Source organism: Leifsonia sp. RAF41 (genome assembly GCF_052114085.1).
In the GTDB taxonomy this organism is placed as follows: Bacteria; Actinomycetota; Actinomycetes; order Actinomycetales; family Microbacteriaceae; genus Leifsonia.
Map to the genome: position 1 here is coordinate 688492 of NZ_JBFREB010000001.1, position 14870 is coordinate 703361.

At 68.5% G+C, this 14870-nt stretch carries 12 protein-coding genes; 8 read left to right on the forward strand and 4 right to left on the reverse strand.

Annotation, left to right across the window (positions count from 1 at the left end):
- The first annotated feature begins 64 nt into the window (after positions 1-64).
- The 8 genes from AB4Y74_RS03295 (at position 65) to AB4Y74_RS03330 (ending at position 10384) form a co-directional block, all read left to right on the forward strand.
- Positions 65-1909 (forward strand): cell wall-binding repeat-containing protein, encoded by a 1845-nt coding sequence (locus tag AB4Y74_RS03295; protein WP_441797688.1) that lies wholly within the window; start codon positions 65-67, stop codon positions 1907-1909.
- A 43-nt stretch (positions 1910-1952) separates the two neighbouring features.
- The gene (locus AB4Y74_RS03300) at positions 1953-2576 is read left to right on the forward strand and encodes a dTDP-4-dehydrorhamnose 3,5-epimerase family protein (RefSeq protein ID WP_441797689.1); all 624 of its coding nucleotides are present in this window, start codon (positions 1953-1955) and stop codon (positions 2574-2576) included.
- 1 nt (position 2577) lies between these two features.
- Positions 2578-3459, forward strand: a complete 882-nt coding sequence (rfbA, locus tag AB4Y74_RS03305) for a glucose-1-phosphate thymidylyltransferase RfbA (protein ID WP_441797690.1) — start codon at positions 2578-2580, stop codon at positions 3457-3459.
- A gap of 72 nt (positions 3460-3531) precedes the next feature.
- Entirely contained in the window at positions 3532-4812 is a 1281-nt protein-coding gene (locus AB4Y74_RS03310) for a cell wall-binding repeat-containing protein (protein ID WP_441797691.1), read from the forward strand.
- 113 nt (positions 4813-4925) lie between these two features.
- On the forward strand, positions 4926-7253 hold the full coding sequence (locus AB4Y74_RS03315; RefSeq protein ID WP_441797692.1) for a cell wall-binding repeat-containing protein: 2328 nt from the start codon (positions 4926-4928) through the stop codon (positions 7251-7253).
- Between the two features lie 88 nt (positions 7254-7341).
- Entirely contained in the window at positions 7342-8706 is a 1365-nt protein-coding gene (locus tag AB4Y74_RS03320; protein ID WP_441797693.1) for a polysaccharide biosynthesis protein, read from the forward strand.
- Positions 8703-9560 carry an NAD-dependent epimerase/dehydratase family protein gene (locus AB4Y74_RS03325; RefSeq protein WP_441797694.1) on the forward strand — a complete coding sequence of 286 codons (858 nt, stop codon included), beginning with the start codon at positions 8703-8705 and terminating at the stop codon, positions 9558-9560. The genes AB4Y74_RS03320 and AB4Y74_RS03325 overlap by 4 nt, the downstream gene beginning before the upstream one ends.
- A 23-nt stretch (positions 9561-9583) precedes the next feature.
- The gene (locus AB4Y74_RS03330; protein WP_441797695.1) at positions 9584-10384 is read left to right on the forward strand and encodes a hypothetical protein; all 801 of its coding nucleotides are present in this window, start codon (positions 9584-9586) and stop codon (positions 10382-10384) included.
- Positions 10385-10417: 33 nt separating this feature from the next.
- Here AB4Y74_RS03330 and AB4Y74_RS03335 read toward each other — a convergent pair whose 3' ends face one another.
- Genes AB4Y74_RS03335 through AB4Y74_RS03350 form a run of 4 tightly spaced genes read right to left on the reverse strand, consistent with a single transcriptional unit; the run spans position 10418 to position 14818 of the window.
- Entirely contained in the window at positions 10418-11779 is a 1362-nt protein-coding gene (locus AB4Y74_RS03335) for a glycosyltransferase family 4 protein (RefSeq protein WP_441797696.1), read from the reverse strand.
- Positions 11780-11795: 16 nt separating this feature from the next.
- Positions 11796-12653, reverse strand: coding sequence for a glycosyltransferase family 2 protein (locus AB4Y74_RS03340; protein ID WP_441797697.1), 858 nt, complete (start codon positions 12651-12653; stop codon positions 11796-11798).
- Between the two features lie 13 nt (positions 12654-12666).
- Entirely contained in the window at positions 12667-13905 is a 1239-nt protein-coding gene (locus AB4Y74_RS03345) for an ABC transporter ATP-binding protein (protein WP_441797698.1), read from the reverse strand.
- 10 nt (positions 13906-13915) lie between these two features.
- Positions 13916-14818, reverse strand: a complete 903-nt coding sequence (locus AB4Y74_RS03350; protein ID WP_441797699.1) for an ABC transporter permease — start codon at positions 14816-14818, stop codon at positions 13916-13918.
- Positions 14819-14870 lie beyond the last annotated feature (52 nt).

Genomic DNA, 14870 nt, shown 5'->3' on the forward strand with positions numbered 1-14870 from the left:
ATGATGGGTGCTTTCTCCTGAGATGGTCGGAGATCATCCTACCCGGACCGCTAGACTCGCCGGCATGTCTGCCTGGGGTGGGGGAGCAAGGCGTCTCCTGATCGCTGTGTCCGTATCCGTCGTGGCCCTCTCGGCCCTCTCGATCGCCCCAGCGGCCGCCGCGCCCGACGACCCGCCGGGCCGCGCGGCCGATTACTACGCCTCCGTCGCCCATGCGGCCGAGAGTCACGGGATGACGGCGTCGGCCGCTAAGGGATTCCACCCGAACTACGACATCGACAAGTCGCTGTTCTCGGCCGGGAACTTGATCAGCGACCAGCTGTTCTTCGATGGCGGTGCACTGACGCAAGCCGCAGTGCAGACTTTCCTCAACGGTGAGGTGCCGACCTGCCGCACGGGGTACACCTGCCTGAAGAGCTACACCACGACCACGGTGAGCCGCCCGTCCGACGCGATGTGCGCCGGCTACACCGGAGCCGCCGGCGAGAACGCCGCCGCGATCATCTTCAAGGTGGGTCAGTCGTGCGGGATCAGCCAGAAGGTGCTGCTGGCGCTGCTCCAGAAAGAGCAGAGCCTGGTGACGGACGATTGGCCCTCCGCCACTCAGTACTCCTACGCGACCGGGTACGCCTGCCCCGACGACCCCGGCGTCGGCTGCGACCCGGACACGACCGGGTTCTTCCAGCAGGTGTACGGAGCCGCCTGGCAGTTCAAGCGGTACGGCAACCCCGCGGGCACCAGCAACTACTTCACCTGGTATCCGGTTGGAAAGGTGAGCAGCATCCTCTATTCCGACCAGGCGGGATGCGGGTCCGCGCCGGTCGCGATCTGGAACAAGGCCACCGCGGCGCTGTATTACTACACGCCGTACCAGCCGAACGCGGCAGCGATGGCCGACTTCTTCGGGAATGGCGACGCATGCTCGTCGCTCGGCAACCGCAACTTCTGGGGCTCCTATAGTGACTGGTTCGGATCGACGTCCACCGGCGGCACGCCGACCGTGACGCGCGCGGCCGGCGCCGACCGGTTCGATGCCGCGGTCACGATCTCGCAGCAGAGCTACCCGACCCCGCTCAACGGACACGGAAACGTGTACATCGCCAACGGGTTGAACTTCCCGGACGCGCTCGGGGCGGCCCCGGCGGCGGCATTCCAGGGTGGTCCGCTCCTGTTGGTCACGCCCGACTCGATCCCTGCGAGTGTGGGGGCCGAGCTCCAGCGCCTCAAGCCCGGTGGCATCGTCGTGGTCGGCGGGGTGAACTCCGTCAGCGATGCGGTGCTCGGTCAGTTGGCGAAGTACGGCCCGGTCGGGCGCCTGTCCGGCGACGATCGTTACGCCGCGGCACGATCGCTCGTCTCGGCGGTCTGGCCCGGTACTGTCACACGCCTCTTCATCGCGACCGGCGCCAACTTCCCCGATGCGCTGTCGGCGGGCGCCGCCGCCGGCACCCTCGGGGTTCCTGTGCTGCTGGTGAACGGCTCGGCCGCCACCCTCGACGACGCGACGGTCGCCCTCATCCAGCGCCTGAATGCCGGCGAGATCGATATCGTGGGCGGTCCGAACTCCGTGTCGTCCACGATCGAAGGGCAGCTCGGCACGCTGACCGGCACCGTCCACCGCTTCTCCGGTGCCGACCGGTTCGCGGTGAGCGCCTCCCTCAACGCGGACACGAGCATCTTCCCGACGGTCCCCTCGGTGTACTTCGCCAACGGGTTCACGTTCCCGGATGCGCTCGCGGGGGCCGCGGCCGCGGCCAAAGCGCACTCGCCCCTGTACGTGTCCCAGGCGGGCTGCGTGACGACCGCGGCCGCGCAGGCGGCGCTCAAGCCCTCCTCGACCGCGATCCGGCTGCTCGGCGGCACGGCCTCGATCGGCGCGGGAGTGGGCAAGCTCACGGTCTGCTCCTGACCCGCCCCCGGGCTGGTCAGCGACCCGTTGGTACACTCGTCGGGTGCAAATCCGCGAACTGTCCATTCCCGACGCCTACGAGATCACGCCGAAGCAGCACGCCGACGACCGCGGGCTGTTCACGGAGTGGTACCGCTTCGACCGTCTCGAGGAGGCCGTCGGCCACCGGCTCGACCTCCGTCAGGGCAACCTCTCGGTGTCGAAGCGCGGATCGGTGCGCGGCATCCACTTCGCGGACATCCCGCCGAGCCAGGCCAAGTACGTGATGGCTCCGAAGGGCGCCGTCCTGGACTATGTGATCGACATCCGGGTCGGCTCGCCGACGTTCGGTCAGTGGGACTCGGTGCTGCTCGACGACGTCGACCGCCGCGCCATCTACGTCGGCGAGGGCCTCGGGCACTGCTTCGTCGCTCTGACCGAGGGCGCCACCGTGAGCTACCTGGTGACGGACACCTACAACCCGACCCGCGAGCACGGGATCAATCCGCTCGACGAGCAGATCGCGCTCCGCTTCCCGGAGGAAGCCGGTGAGCCGCTGCTGTCGCCGAAAGACACCGGAGCGCCAGGACTCGAGGAGGCCCGCGCCGCCGGCCTGCTCCCCACCTGGGAGGCGGCACGCGCCTTCTACGCTTCCCTGGACTCCGCCTCGAACAAGGAGAGCAACTGACATGCGCGGCATCATCCTCGCCGGAGGTTCCGGCACCCGCCTGTGGCCGATCACGCGCGGCATCTCGAAGCAGCTGATGCCGATCTACGACAAGCCGATGGTCTACTACCCGCTGTCCACACTGATGATGGCCGGGATCAACGAGATCCTCGTCATCACGACGCCCGAGTACAACGACCAGTTCCGGTCGCTGCTCGGCGACGGGTCGCACCTCGGGCTGCGGATCGAGTACGCGGTGCAGCCCTCGCCGGACGGCCTGGCGCAGGCGTTCATCATCGGCGAGGAGTTCATCGGCGACGAGTCGGTCGCGCTGGTGCTCGGCGACAACATCTTCCACGGCGCCGGACTCGGGTCGTCGCTGCGCACGAACAATGAGCTCGAGGGCGCGCTCATCTTCGCGTACCACGTCAGCAACCCGACTTCGTACGGCGTCGTCGAGTTCGACGACGACTTCAAGGCGCTCTCCATCGAGGAGAAGCCGACGGTGCCGAAGAGCAACTACGCCGTGCCCGGCCTCTACTTCTACGACAACAACGTGGTCGAGATCGCGAAGTCGATCACTCCGAGCGCGCGCGGCGAGCTGGAGATCTCCACGGTCAACGAGCGCTACCTGGAGGCGGCGAAGCTGCAGGTGCAGGTGCTCGACCGCGGCACCGCGTGGCTCGACACGGGCACATTCGAGTCGATGATGCAGGCGTCGGAGTACGTGCGTGTGATCGAGGACCGGCAGGGCTTCAAGATCGGCTGTATCGAGGAGATCGCCTGGCGTGCCGGCTGGATCGACGACGCGCAGCTGCGCGAACTCGCGGGCCCGCTGGTGAAGAGCGGTTACGGCAAGTACCTGATGGAGCTCTTGGAGGCCACCGGCCCCGAACGGGGTTGACGCGAGCGGCTGGCGAAACTGCTAGCCTCGCCTCGATCGGCCGCGGGGGGCGACCGGCAGAGAGGAACCATCGTGCTCCGTTCGCGTGTGTGGCTGATTGCCGCCTCCGTCCTCATCCTCACCGGTGCTCCGGCCGCGGCCAACGCTGTCGAGGCTCCGTCGGTGCCGCCGGCCGTCGTCGACAGTGAGAGCGTCATACCGACGCTGTTCAGCGGCTCGACCCTGAACGGGACGGTCCCGGGCGGGGCGGATGGCGACGTCGTGCAGGTCTACTACGACGGGCGGACCGACGCGGCCGGCCCCAGTGCGACCGCCACCGCCTCGGGTCCGACGCTGGCATGGTCCGCCGCACAGACGCTGACGCCCGGGTCGCACACCTTCCGCCTCGTGGTCACCGACGGCACGACGTCGTCTTCGCCGGTCACCGGGTCGATGACCGTCGTCGCGGCACCGACGGTCGACCGGCTCACCGGAGCCGACCGCTACCAGGCTGCGGTCGCGTTCTCGCAGGCTGCCTTCCCGACGGGTGGAGCGCCGGTGGTCTACATCGCATCGGGGGCGACGTTCCCGGATGCGCTCGCCGCCGCACCCGTCGCCGTCAAGCGGGGCGGCCCGCTGCTGCTGACGACACCGGACGCGCTGCCCGCCCCCGTCCAGACGGAGGTCGAGCGGCTGCATCCCGCCTCCATCGTCGTCGTCGGCGGTGAGGTGTCGGTCACACCGGCCGTCTTCGACCAGCTCTCCGATCTGGCCACCACCGTGACGCGGATCGGCGGCGCCGACCGCTACGAGGTCTCGCGCAACCTGGTGCGCAGCGCGTTCACCCAGTCGTCGATGGTCTACCTCGCCACCGGCACGAAGTTCCCGGATGCGCTTGCCGCCAGCGCGGTGGCGGGCGGCGTTGGCAGCCCGGTCCTGCTGGTCAACGGTGCCGATTCGTATCTGGACGAAGACTCCGTCGACCTGCTCTGGAACCTCCACCCGAACCGCATCAAGGTCGCCGGCGGCCCCGACTCGGTGACTGTGCGGTTGGAGGACTCCCTCCAGGGGATTGCGCCGACCACCCGGAACATGGGCATGGACCGGTTCGACGCTGCCGCCACCATCAACTACGACGACATCACGTCGAGTCCGACGATCTACGTGGCCACGGGGATGACGTTCCCTGACGCCCTCGCCGGCGCGGCGCTGGCCGGAAAAGGCCATGCAGCGCTGTTCCTCGCCCGGCCCGGCTGCATCCCCCAGGCGGTCGTGCGCACGGCAGGCATCATGGGTGCAACATCGATGGTGCTGCTCGGCGGCGCGGACTCGCTCGACGAGAACGTCGCGGCGCTGCGGGTCTGTCACGGCTGATCCCCGGACCGATCGGCGCGTCCCTAATGGGGGCCGTTGATCGACGCTTACAACCTGATAATCTGCCCAGCGTCCGGTCGCCGGTGCTGTGCGACCGCCTGAAGGGGGAATCCGTGCTCCGTCGTCGATCCGTGTGGCTTGTGGCCGCATCCGCTCTCGTCCTCAGCGGTCTGCAGCCGCTCGCGGCCCAGGCCGCCGGTGATCCGGGAGGCTCACATCCCGCGCCGACGCCGCCCGCGACGATGGGTCATTACGCTGCCGGCCAGTTCGCGGCGCAAGCGGCCACGCTGCCCCCGGCGCTGAGCGAGGCCGTGCGGCGCGACCTGGGTTCGTCGCCCGAGCAGTACCTGGCAGACGCGCAGGCCGCCTCCGACGCCAGCGACGTGCTCACCGGCCTGCGAAAGCAGGGCGTCAAAATCCTCTCGTCCCACCTCGACGGACAGGCTCTGACGGTCAACGTCGCCGACAAGGCCGACGTCCCGGCGGTGAAGGCCACCGGCGCGGCCGCCACGGTGAACCAGCCGGTCACCGAGACCGCCCCACCGAAGATGAACAAGCAGGAGGACCTCCTCGGCGGCACCGGCTACTACTTCGACGGCGAGCCCGGCGTCTCCGGCGGCTACCTCTGCTCAGTGGGCTTCAATGGCGCGAGCAAGTCCACGAGGGCCGCCCAGTTCGTGACCGCCGGTCACTGCCAGCCTTACTACGGGACGCAGCCCGTATATGCGCTCAACCAGAACTACCCGAACGACTACGGGACGGTCGGCACGCAGATCGGCACCACTATCGCCAGCAGCTACGCCTTCGGCGGCGGCCTGGACTCGGGTCTTCAGGCGACGACCGCCGCTGTCACTCCGCAGCCGAAGGTGGCGACCTGGAACGGCGGGGGAGGCGCCCCGGCCTCGGGGACGCAGCTGCTCATCCGGGGCGACATCCAGGGCACGGTCGGTTCGGTGGTCTGTAAGTCGGGCCGAACCACAGGATGGCGTTGCGGGTACATCGAGGCCGTCAACCAGAACGTCTCGGTGTCCGATACTCCTGTGAACCTCTACATCACCAGCGCGTGCTCCCTCGGAGGGGACAGCGGCGGTGCGGCGGTCGTCGGTGCTCTCGCGCTCGGCATCACCTCCGCGGGTACGGCAGCTGAAGGAGCTCCGAACTGCGCGAGCGACGACAAGTCGGGCATCTTCCCGATGAAATCGAGCAACGGCCTCGACATCGAGGACCAACAGGGGGACTGGGAGCTCTCCGCCTTCGTCCCGCCGGCGGCGCCGGCCCTCTCGGGCGGAACGGTGTTCCAGGGCAAGCCGGTCACGGGCACCGTCCCGGGCGGCAACGCGCAGGAGACGGTGAACGTCTTCTTCGACGGCGCCACCACGCCGAGCGCGACCACGAAGCCGACCGGAAACGACCTCGCCTGGAGCGTCCCGCAGAACCTCGCCCCCGGCGCCCACACCTACAAGGTCGTCGTGACCTGGGGCACGCTGTCTGCATCGACCCCGGTCACCGGCAGCTTCACGGTCGTCCCGGCGCCCGCCGTCGACCGGCTCTCGGGCTCCGACCGCTACGCGGCAGCCGTCGCCATCTCGCAGGCGGCGTACCCGTCCGCGCATCCCGACACCGTCTATGTTTCGACGGGTGCGAATTACCCCGACGCGCTGAGCGCCGCTCCCGCGGCCGTGAAGAAGGGCGGTCCCCTTCTGCTCACGGCACCGACTGCGCTGCCGACCGCTGTCGCACAGGAGATCCAGCGACTCCAGCCGCAGCACGTCGTCGTGGTGGGAGGCGTCGACTCGGTGTCGCCCACGGTGATCGCCCAGCTGCAGGGTCTGGTTCCGGACGTGAAGCGCATCAACGGCGCCGACCGGTTCGAGGCCTCCCGCAACATCGTGCGCGATGCGTTCCCGCTCGGCGCGAGCACCGTCTACGTGGCGACCGGTTTCAACTTCCCTGACGCTCTGGCGGCAAGCGGAGCGGGCGGCGCGTTCAGCGCACCGGTCATCCTCGTCCCCGGCACGCAGGGGTCGCTGGATGCGGCCACCGCCCAGCTGATCCGCGACCTGCACGCGACGACCATCAAGATCGCGGGCGGTCCGAACTCCGTATCGCAGGGCATCCAGAACGACCTGTCGACGATCGCGAACACCACGCGCCTGAGCGGCAACGACCGCTTCAGTGCGGCGGCGGCGATCAACGCGGACGCCTTCAAGACCGCCGAGACGAAGGTCTACGTCGCGACCGGGTTCAACTTCCCGGACGCGCTCGCGGGTGCGGCGCTCGCCGGTAAGAACACGGCGCCGGTATACCTGGCCCAGACCAGCTGCGTGCCGCAGGGCGTCGCAGCGGAGGTCAAGCGGCTGGGTGCGTCCGGGATGACGCTGCTCGGCGGTCCGGCCTCGCTGGACGCCAACGTCGCCGCGCTGAAGCTCTGCGCCAGCTGATCCGGGTCGCGGCGCCGGTCCGTTCGGACCGGCGCCCGGACCGGCGCCGCACCCGGCGCTCAGCCTCCAGCGGATAGGGTCTTCTGTGATGGACAAGAGGATTCTGATCGTCGGCAAGGGCACCGCCGGGAGCGCGCTCGCGGACGACATCCGGAGGCGCGGGGGCTCGCTCGCCGGTTTCGTGGACGACCGGCTCACCGGAGACGACGTCCTCGGGACGCTCGACGACATCGGCGAGGTGGTCCGCGCCAACGACGTGAGCCTGGTCTATTTCGCGATCCCCTCCGCCGGCGGCAAGCTGCTGCGGGATGTGATCAACCGGCTCGACCTCGACGCCGTCGAGTTCACCATGATCCCGCGCACGTACGACGTGCTCAGCCGCGAGACGGTGCACATCGACGACCTCACCGACGTCGACGTGCTCGACCTGGTGGGCCGCGAGCCGGTGAAGCAGGATGTCGTCTCGTCGCGTGCGTTCGTCAGCGGCAAGAAGGTACTCGTCACCGGAGCGGCCGGCTCGATCGGCTCGCGCCTGGTGCGCCTGCTCACGACGTTGGGGGCCTCTGTGGCCGCGGTCGATTGGTGGGAGAACGGCATCTTCTTCCTGCGGCAGGAGCTGGACCAGGGTGACGGGCGACTCAGCTTCCACATCGCCGATGTGAAGAACGAACGGCTGATGCGCGAGATCATGCTGCAGGAGCAGCCGGAGATCGTCTTCCACGCCGCCGCCTACAAGCACGTGCCACTGATGCAGGAGAATCCCCGCGAGGCCGTCAACAACAACGTGTGGGGCTCCGTCAACATGATGCAGCTCGCGCGCGAGGCCGGGGTGGCCAACTTCGTCTACGTATCCACGGACAAAGCGGTGAACCCGGTCAACGTCATGGGCGCCACCAAGCGCCTGGGCGAACTGATGCTGCGGTCCTTCGCCGACACTTCCGGGACGCGCTTCAACGCCGTTCGGTTCGGCAATGTGATCGAGAGCAACGGCTCGGTGATGCAGATCTTCCGGTCGCAGATCAGCCGCAAGCAGCCGCTGACCGTGACGCACCCGGATGTGACCCGGTTCTTCATGACGATCGACGAGGCCAGCCAGCTCATCGTGCAGTCCTCCCTCGCGGGGCATCCCGGAGACATCTTCGTGCTCGACATGGGCGAGCCGGTGCGCATCCTGGACCTCGCCCACAGCCTGGTGAAGGCCGTCGACCCGTCGCTCGAGATCGAGATCGTGGGCCTGCGTCCGGGCGAGAAGATGTACGAGGAGCTCTCGTACGGCCCGGAGGAGGTCGAGCGGACGGGCAACTCGAAGATCTTCATCGTGCGCGACGCGGCCGACGCCGACGACGCCGAGGTGGCGGCCATCCGCTCGCTGATGACCCGCTCGCTCGCCTACGAAGTGGGTGCGGACGAGGTCGTCGCCGAGCTCCGCCGCCTGGGCTTCTCCCTGCAATGACGGCTCGTCGGGCCCTGGTGACGGGCGCACACGGGCGGATCGGACGCGTTCTGCTGCCCCGGCTGCAGGCTGCCGGTTTCGGGGTCGTCGCCACGTCGCACTCGGGAGTCCACCGGCTCGACCTCGCGGACGAAGCATCGATCCGCTCGGCGGTGGCTGCAGCCCATCCGGACGTCGTCGTCAATTTGGGCGGCGTCGTCGGCGCCGCCTGCGCGGCGGACCCGCAGCTCACACACCGGGTGAACGTCGTCGGTGCGGTCACGCTGGCGGCGGCGGCGCGTGATGCGGGCGCCTCCCTGGTCGTGCAGGCCTCCACAGCAGCCGTCTACGGCACCGACGCAGACGCTGTCCTCGACGAGGACGCCCCGCTCGGCGGTCGCGGAGCCTACGCCGACAGCAAGCGCGACGCCGAGGAGCGGCTCGCCGCCGAGACGGCGCCCGGGTTCGCCACCGTCTCGGCGCGAATCTTCAACGTCTGGGGCGCGGACTTCCCGGACAGCCTGGTCGCCCGGCTCGCCCGATCGGCAGCGGACGGTGCCGTGGAGCTGCACGGCTGGACGCGGTTCGTGCGCGACTACATCCACGTCGACGATGTCGCCGACGCCCTCGCAGGCGTAGCCGCTGCGGATCCGGCTGCCCTTCCGCCGGCGGTGAACGTCGCGACGGGGGAGGGCACCTCCAACGAAGAGCTCGTGGCGGTCCTCCACCAGGCGGGCATCGCGCCGGTCTACCGCGTCACCGGCGACGCTGCCGGGTGGAGTCGCGGAGACGTCACCTGGCTCCGGGCGCTGGGCGTGACTCCGCAGGGGCTCGGGTCTCCGCTGTCGCGCGAACGCATCCTCGCCCTCGGCTGACGGCGTTCATTTAGGATGTCAGGGTGCCACTCCTGCCCGCATTGAAATCCCGTGTGAAATCCGTCATCAAGAGGCGCCTCCTGGCCGGCCGGTTCCGGTTCCGCACGTGGGCGTATGGCACCGAGCACAATGGCGACGTCGCCGTTCTCATGTGCCTGTGGAACCGTCCCGAACGCCTGGTCGACGTGCTCAGGATGCTGGATGCGCAGACCAGCGTGACGGGCGTACGCCTCTACCTCTGGAACAACGCGCGGAACGACCACGAGCAGTACCTCAGCACTCTGGACGGCTTCCGTCCGGGTGGGGCGCTCCGCAGCGCCCGGCTCGTGCGGAGTCCCTTCAACCTCGGCTCGATCGCCCGCTTCTACTGGGCCCGCAAACTCGTGCTGACGGACGGCCCGCAGCCGATCGTGGTCATCGACGACGATCAGGACATCCAGAACGACTTCCTCGCGTCGGCCCTGAGCCAGTACGACCCGAAAGCCGTCACCGCGTGGTGGGCCTGGACCCTCGGGCCGCAGGGCTACTGGGATCGCACGCCGGCAGAGCCCGGCGACCGCGTGGATCACATCGGTCCCGGCGGCTCCGTGCTCTCGTCGGAGATCATCGCCGACGAGCGGTTCTTCACCCGGATGCCGCAGGAGTTCTGGATGCTGGACGACGTCTGGCTGTCCTACTTCGCGAAGGCCAAGGGCTACCGCCTCGCCAAGCTCGACGTGCCGATCCAGTTCGTGCTCGACGAGACGAACCAGCACCACGGTCAGGCCGACATCAAGCGCGCCTTCTTCGACCGCCTCGCGTCGGGCGCCGTCCCGGTCTCCTGACCGCGGACGCTGCGCGCGTGAGTCGCCTCAGAGTCAGCCGCGATGACGGCGCAGCGAGCTCACCCACGTGCCGGCGGCGCGCAGCGGCGCGGTGAGTCGCCAGGACGAGCTGCGCTCCATCCCCGCGACCCGCTTGCGCAGGTCGGCGGTGATCTGGTTGCGCTGCGAGATGACGCCACGCACGCGGTCAGCTGCCGGGTACGGCGCCTTCGCGTAGCGGACCAGCGGCTCCAGCGTTGTCGACCAGTGCATCCCGTCGGCGAAACCGTCGACGTGCTCGCGGGTGCGAGCCCGCTCCTCCTCGTCGAACAGGAGAGCGCCGAGAGCCTCCTCGAGGGCCTCGACGTCCTGCGGCGGCACGATCCGGCCGAGGCCGTTCTCGCGGATGAGCGGGGCGAAGGTGTCGCCGTCGGTCGCGACGACCGGAAGCCCGGCCCACCAGTAGTCCAGCACGCGGGTGCGGAAGCTGTAGGCGGTCTCGATGTGCTCGAGGTGGGTGCTCACGCCGAGGTCCGCGTCGAGCAGGTAGTCGGCGCGCTCGTCGTACGGCACCCACGTCTCGTTGAAGAAAACGACCCGGTCGGTGAGTCCCAGTTCGTCCGACAGACGGCGCGCGGCGCGCTCCATCTCCATCTGCGGGACGTCCGGGTTGGGGTGCTTGACGCCGAGGAAGAACAGCCGCACCTCCGGGTGCTCCGCCGCCAGACGGCCGACCGCCGAGATGAGGGTCAGCGGGTCGAACCAGTTGTAGATCCCGCCGCCCCACACGATGATCTTGTCGTCCATCCCGATGCCGTCGACAGCGCCGCGGATACCGTGACGCTTCTGCACCGGTGGAGTGTCCTGGATGCCGAACGGGGCGACATCGAGCAGGTTGCGCAGGGTCGGGTCGGCCGCGTACGTCGCCGGGTTCACCCGGGTCATCGCTGCCAGCTGGCCCAGCCAGAAGTCGCGCTGCTTCTCCGAGGCGCAGACCATGAAGTCGGCGCGCTCGATCTGGTCGTTCATCACCTCGACGGCGTCGATGGTGGAGGCGTAATAGTCGGCCTCGGGCAGGTCGCGGCCCTGCTCCAGCCACTCCAGGTGCACCGGGTCGTAGATGTCGGCGACGAGGAGCTTGTCCATCGGCTTCAGCCAGGGGTGGGTGCGGAGGATGTGGCCCTGGAAGACCACGATGTCCGCCCACTCGGCGTGCGGCTTCAACGCCTCTCCGCCCGCGTGGAGGATCGTAAAGTCGGAGGTCGTGACCGTCGCGCCCACCGTCGACGCGAGGCGGACCTCGCCGACGGCGCTGAGCGCCTGCGACACGTTCCAGGCGCGGATGGCCGGGCCGGCCATCCTCTCGCCGATCGTGTCCGGGGTGACGACGAGGATGTGCTTCCTGCGGTCCTCCATCAGCTGACCCTTTCTCTCATCGCGTGACCCACCACTGGCGCACCCGCAGCCCGACCCACAATGTGGCCCGCACGGGCAGCAGATACCAGCCCGCGTACTTGCGCGACAGGTACCGGTAGGCGCTTTCGTGGTGGACGGCCTCCATGCGACGCGAGGCGGTGCTCGTCGAGTGCGCGCCGGTGTGAATGACGCTCGCGGTGGGGACGTACAGGTTGGCCCAGGCGGCCTTGCTCAGCCGGGCGCCCAGGTCGACGTCCTCGAAGTACATGAAGTACGAGGTGTCGAAGCCGCCGATCTGTTCGAAGGCGTCGCGGCGGACGACGAAGCACGCGCCGGAGAGCCACCCGACCGGGCGGACTGCGTCGCTCGCGTAGTCGACTCCGCGGTAACGCTTCGTCCAGGGGTTGCCCGGCCACAGGCGGCCGAAGAGGGCGTGGCCCACGCCGGTGCGAAGCGAGGGGAGGCTGCGGGCGGACGGGTACACCGTTCCGTCGGCGTTCAGGATGCGGGGGCCGGCCGACCCTGCGGCCGGGCGCTCGCGCAGCACGCGCACCAGCTCGTCCACCGAGCCGGGGGAGAAGACGACGTCGGGATTCGCGATCACCAGGTACTCGGCGTCCGGGGAGCCGTGGCGGTAGCCCGCCTCGATCCCGCCTCCGTAGCCGAGGTTCTCCGTCGACGCGATGAACTCGGCACCGAACTCGTCGCTCGCGGCCTGTTCGACCGTGGTGTCCGCCGAGGCGTTGTCGACCACCACGATCTGGGCGGGCTCCGCGGTGGCCGTGCGGGCGGAGCGCAGGAATTCGTGCAGCACGTCGCCGGTGTTGTGCGTGACCGTGACGATCAGCACGGACGGCGTGTGGGGGTGCGGCATCCTGGGTCGAGGATCAATCGGTGACGACGCTGAAGACGGGCTCGGCGTAGAGCGTACCGGCCGACTTCTTCTTCGGAGCGACATCGAAGCTGGTCCCCTGTGGCAGGTCGGCGAAGTGACGACCGGTCGGGTCCATGAGTGAGACGTTCACGAAGTACTTGCCGCCGCCGAACTGCGGACGGTCGAGTCGGAGCTCGATCGTCTGCGGACCGGTGACCGCCGGAAGTTCGACGCCCGCGCGCTTGGTGGTCGTGCCGTAGACGACCTGGCCGAGCGTGCTGTCGATCTGGATGCCGCAGAACCAGCCCTCGATCGCCTCGTAGTGGTCGATCTGGACCGACACGATGAGGTCTTCGCCATCTTCGAGCACCGCTCCGACCGTCTTTCCCGCGGGCTTCGCCGAAACGACGTTGATGCGGGCTTCCTTCGGCGGCGCGGTCAGGTCGCCCGCCGCGTCCACTTCGGACACCCGGCGCTCCTCGAGGATGTCGCGGAACTGCGATACCGCGTCGCGCGGCTCCCCGTCGAACACGATCTCGCCCTTGTTGAGCAGGATCGCGCGGTCGCACAGCTCGACGACCTGGCTCAGGGTGTGCGTCACCAGGATGATCGTGCGCCCTTCCTCCTGGAAGGAACGGATCTTGTCGAGGCACTTGCGCTGGAACGCCTCATCGCCCACCGCCAGCACCTCGTCCACGAGGAGGAGGTCGGGGTCGGTGTGCACGGCGACAGCGAACGCCAGCCGCACGTACATGCCGGACGAGTAGAACTTCACCTGGGTGTCGATGAAGTCGCCGATGCCCGAGAAGGTGACGATGTCGTCGAAGCGGGACTCGGTCTCGGAACGGCTCAGCCCCATGATCGAGGCGTTCAGGAAGACGTTCTCGCGTCCCGTCAGATCCGGGTGGAAGCCGGCGCCGAGCTCGAGCAGGGCCGCGATGCGACCGCGGCGGCTCACGGTCCCACTGGTCGGGTCGACGATGCCGCCGATCACCTTCAGCAGGGTGGACTTGCCCGAACCGTTGTGACCGATCAGGGCGACGGTGTGCCCGGCGCTGATCGATGCGGTGACGTTGCGGAGCGCCCAGAACTCCTCGCGGTGCTTCTTGCCGCGGCCGAGGCCGGTCAAACGCTCCTTGAGGGAGTTGTCTTTGCGCAGCACGAAGCGCTTGGAGACGTCGTCGATGACGACGATCTCGGGCGCGGCGTCGTTGACGCTCTGCTCCGGGCGGGTGGTGAGTCTGTCAGTCATACCGTGCTTCCTAGAGAGCCTGTGCGAAGTTGCCCTGGAGGCGCTGGAACACCCGCTGGAAGAGCACCAGCAGGACGAGCCCGATGACGAAGGCGATGCCCAGGCGCAGCCCGAGGCCAGCCGGGTACTCCGCGGTGGCCTGGCCGCCCATCCAGAACGCCTTCTGGAAGCCCAGAACGGCGAGCGTGATCGGGTTGTTCGTGTAGATCTGCATCGCCAGGCCGTTGCCCAGGATGCCCTTGACCATGCTCCACGAGTACACGATCGGGGAGGCCCACAGCAGGAGGAGGAGCATCACCTCGACGAGGTACTGGATGTCGCGCAGATAGACGTTCAGCGCGGAGAGCAGGAGGCCGAAGGCCGTCCCATACACCAGCAGCACGAGCACCGAGGGGAAGAAGTAGAAGAAGTCGGGCGACCACGGGAACGACCCGAGGATGGCGGAGAAGATCAGCAGGATGGCGAGCTGGATCACGAAGTTGAACAGCGCCGAGCCCACGCTCGCCAGGGGGAACACCTCGCGGGGGAGGTAGACCTTCTTGATCAGGCCGGAGTTGCCGACGATCGACGCCGTGCCGCCGCCGATGATCTCGCTGAGCAGGCCGTACGCCGTCAGACCGGTGAAGACGTACACCGCGAACTCGGGGATGCCGCGCTCGGCCGAGAGGAACTTGCCGATGACGATGTAGTAGATGAAGAGCTGCGTCAGCGGCCGGATCAGGGTCCAGAGGAACCCGAGCGCGCTGTCTTTGTAGCGGGACTTCAGGTCACGGCGGACCAGGAGGGAGAGCATCTCGCGGTGCGAGAAGATCTCCTTGAGGGCGGCGATGGAACGCCGACCGCTGGGCGAGGCGGCTCCGACCGTCGCCAGTTTCTGGCGGGAGAGAGCCTCGAATCGCGCCTGGGCTGACATGCACTTCTTTTCGTCGGGGGTGGGGGACCTCGCAAGTATAGTCGGAGGCTCC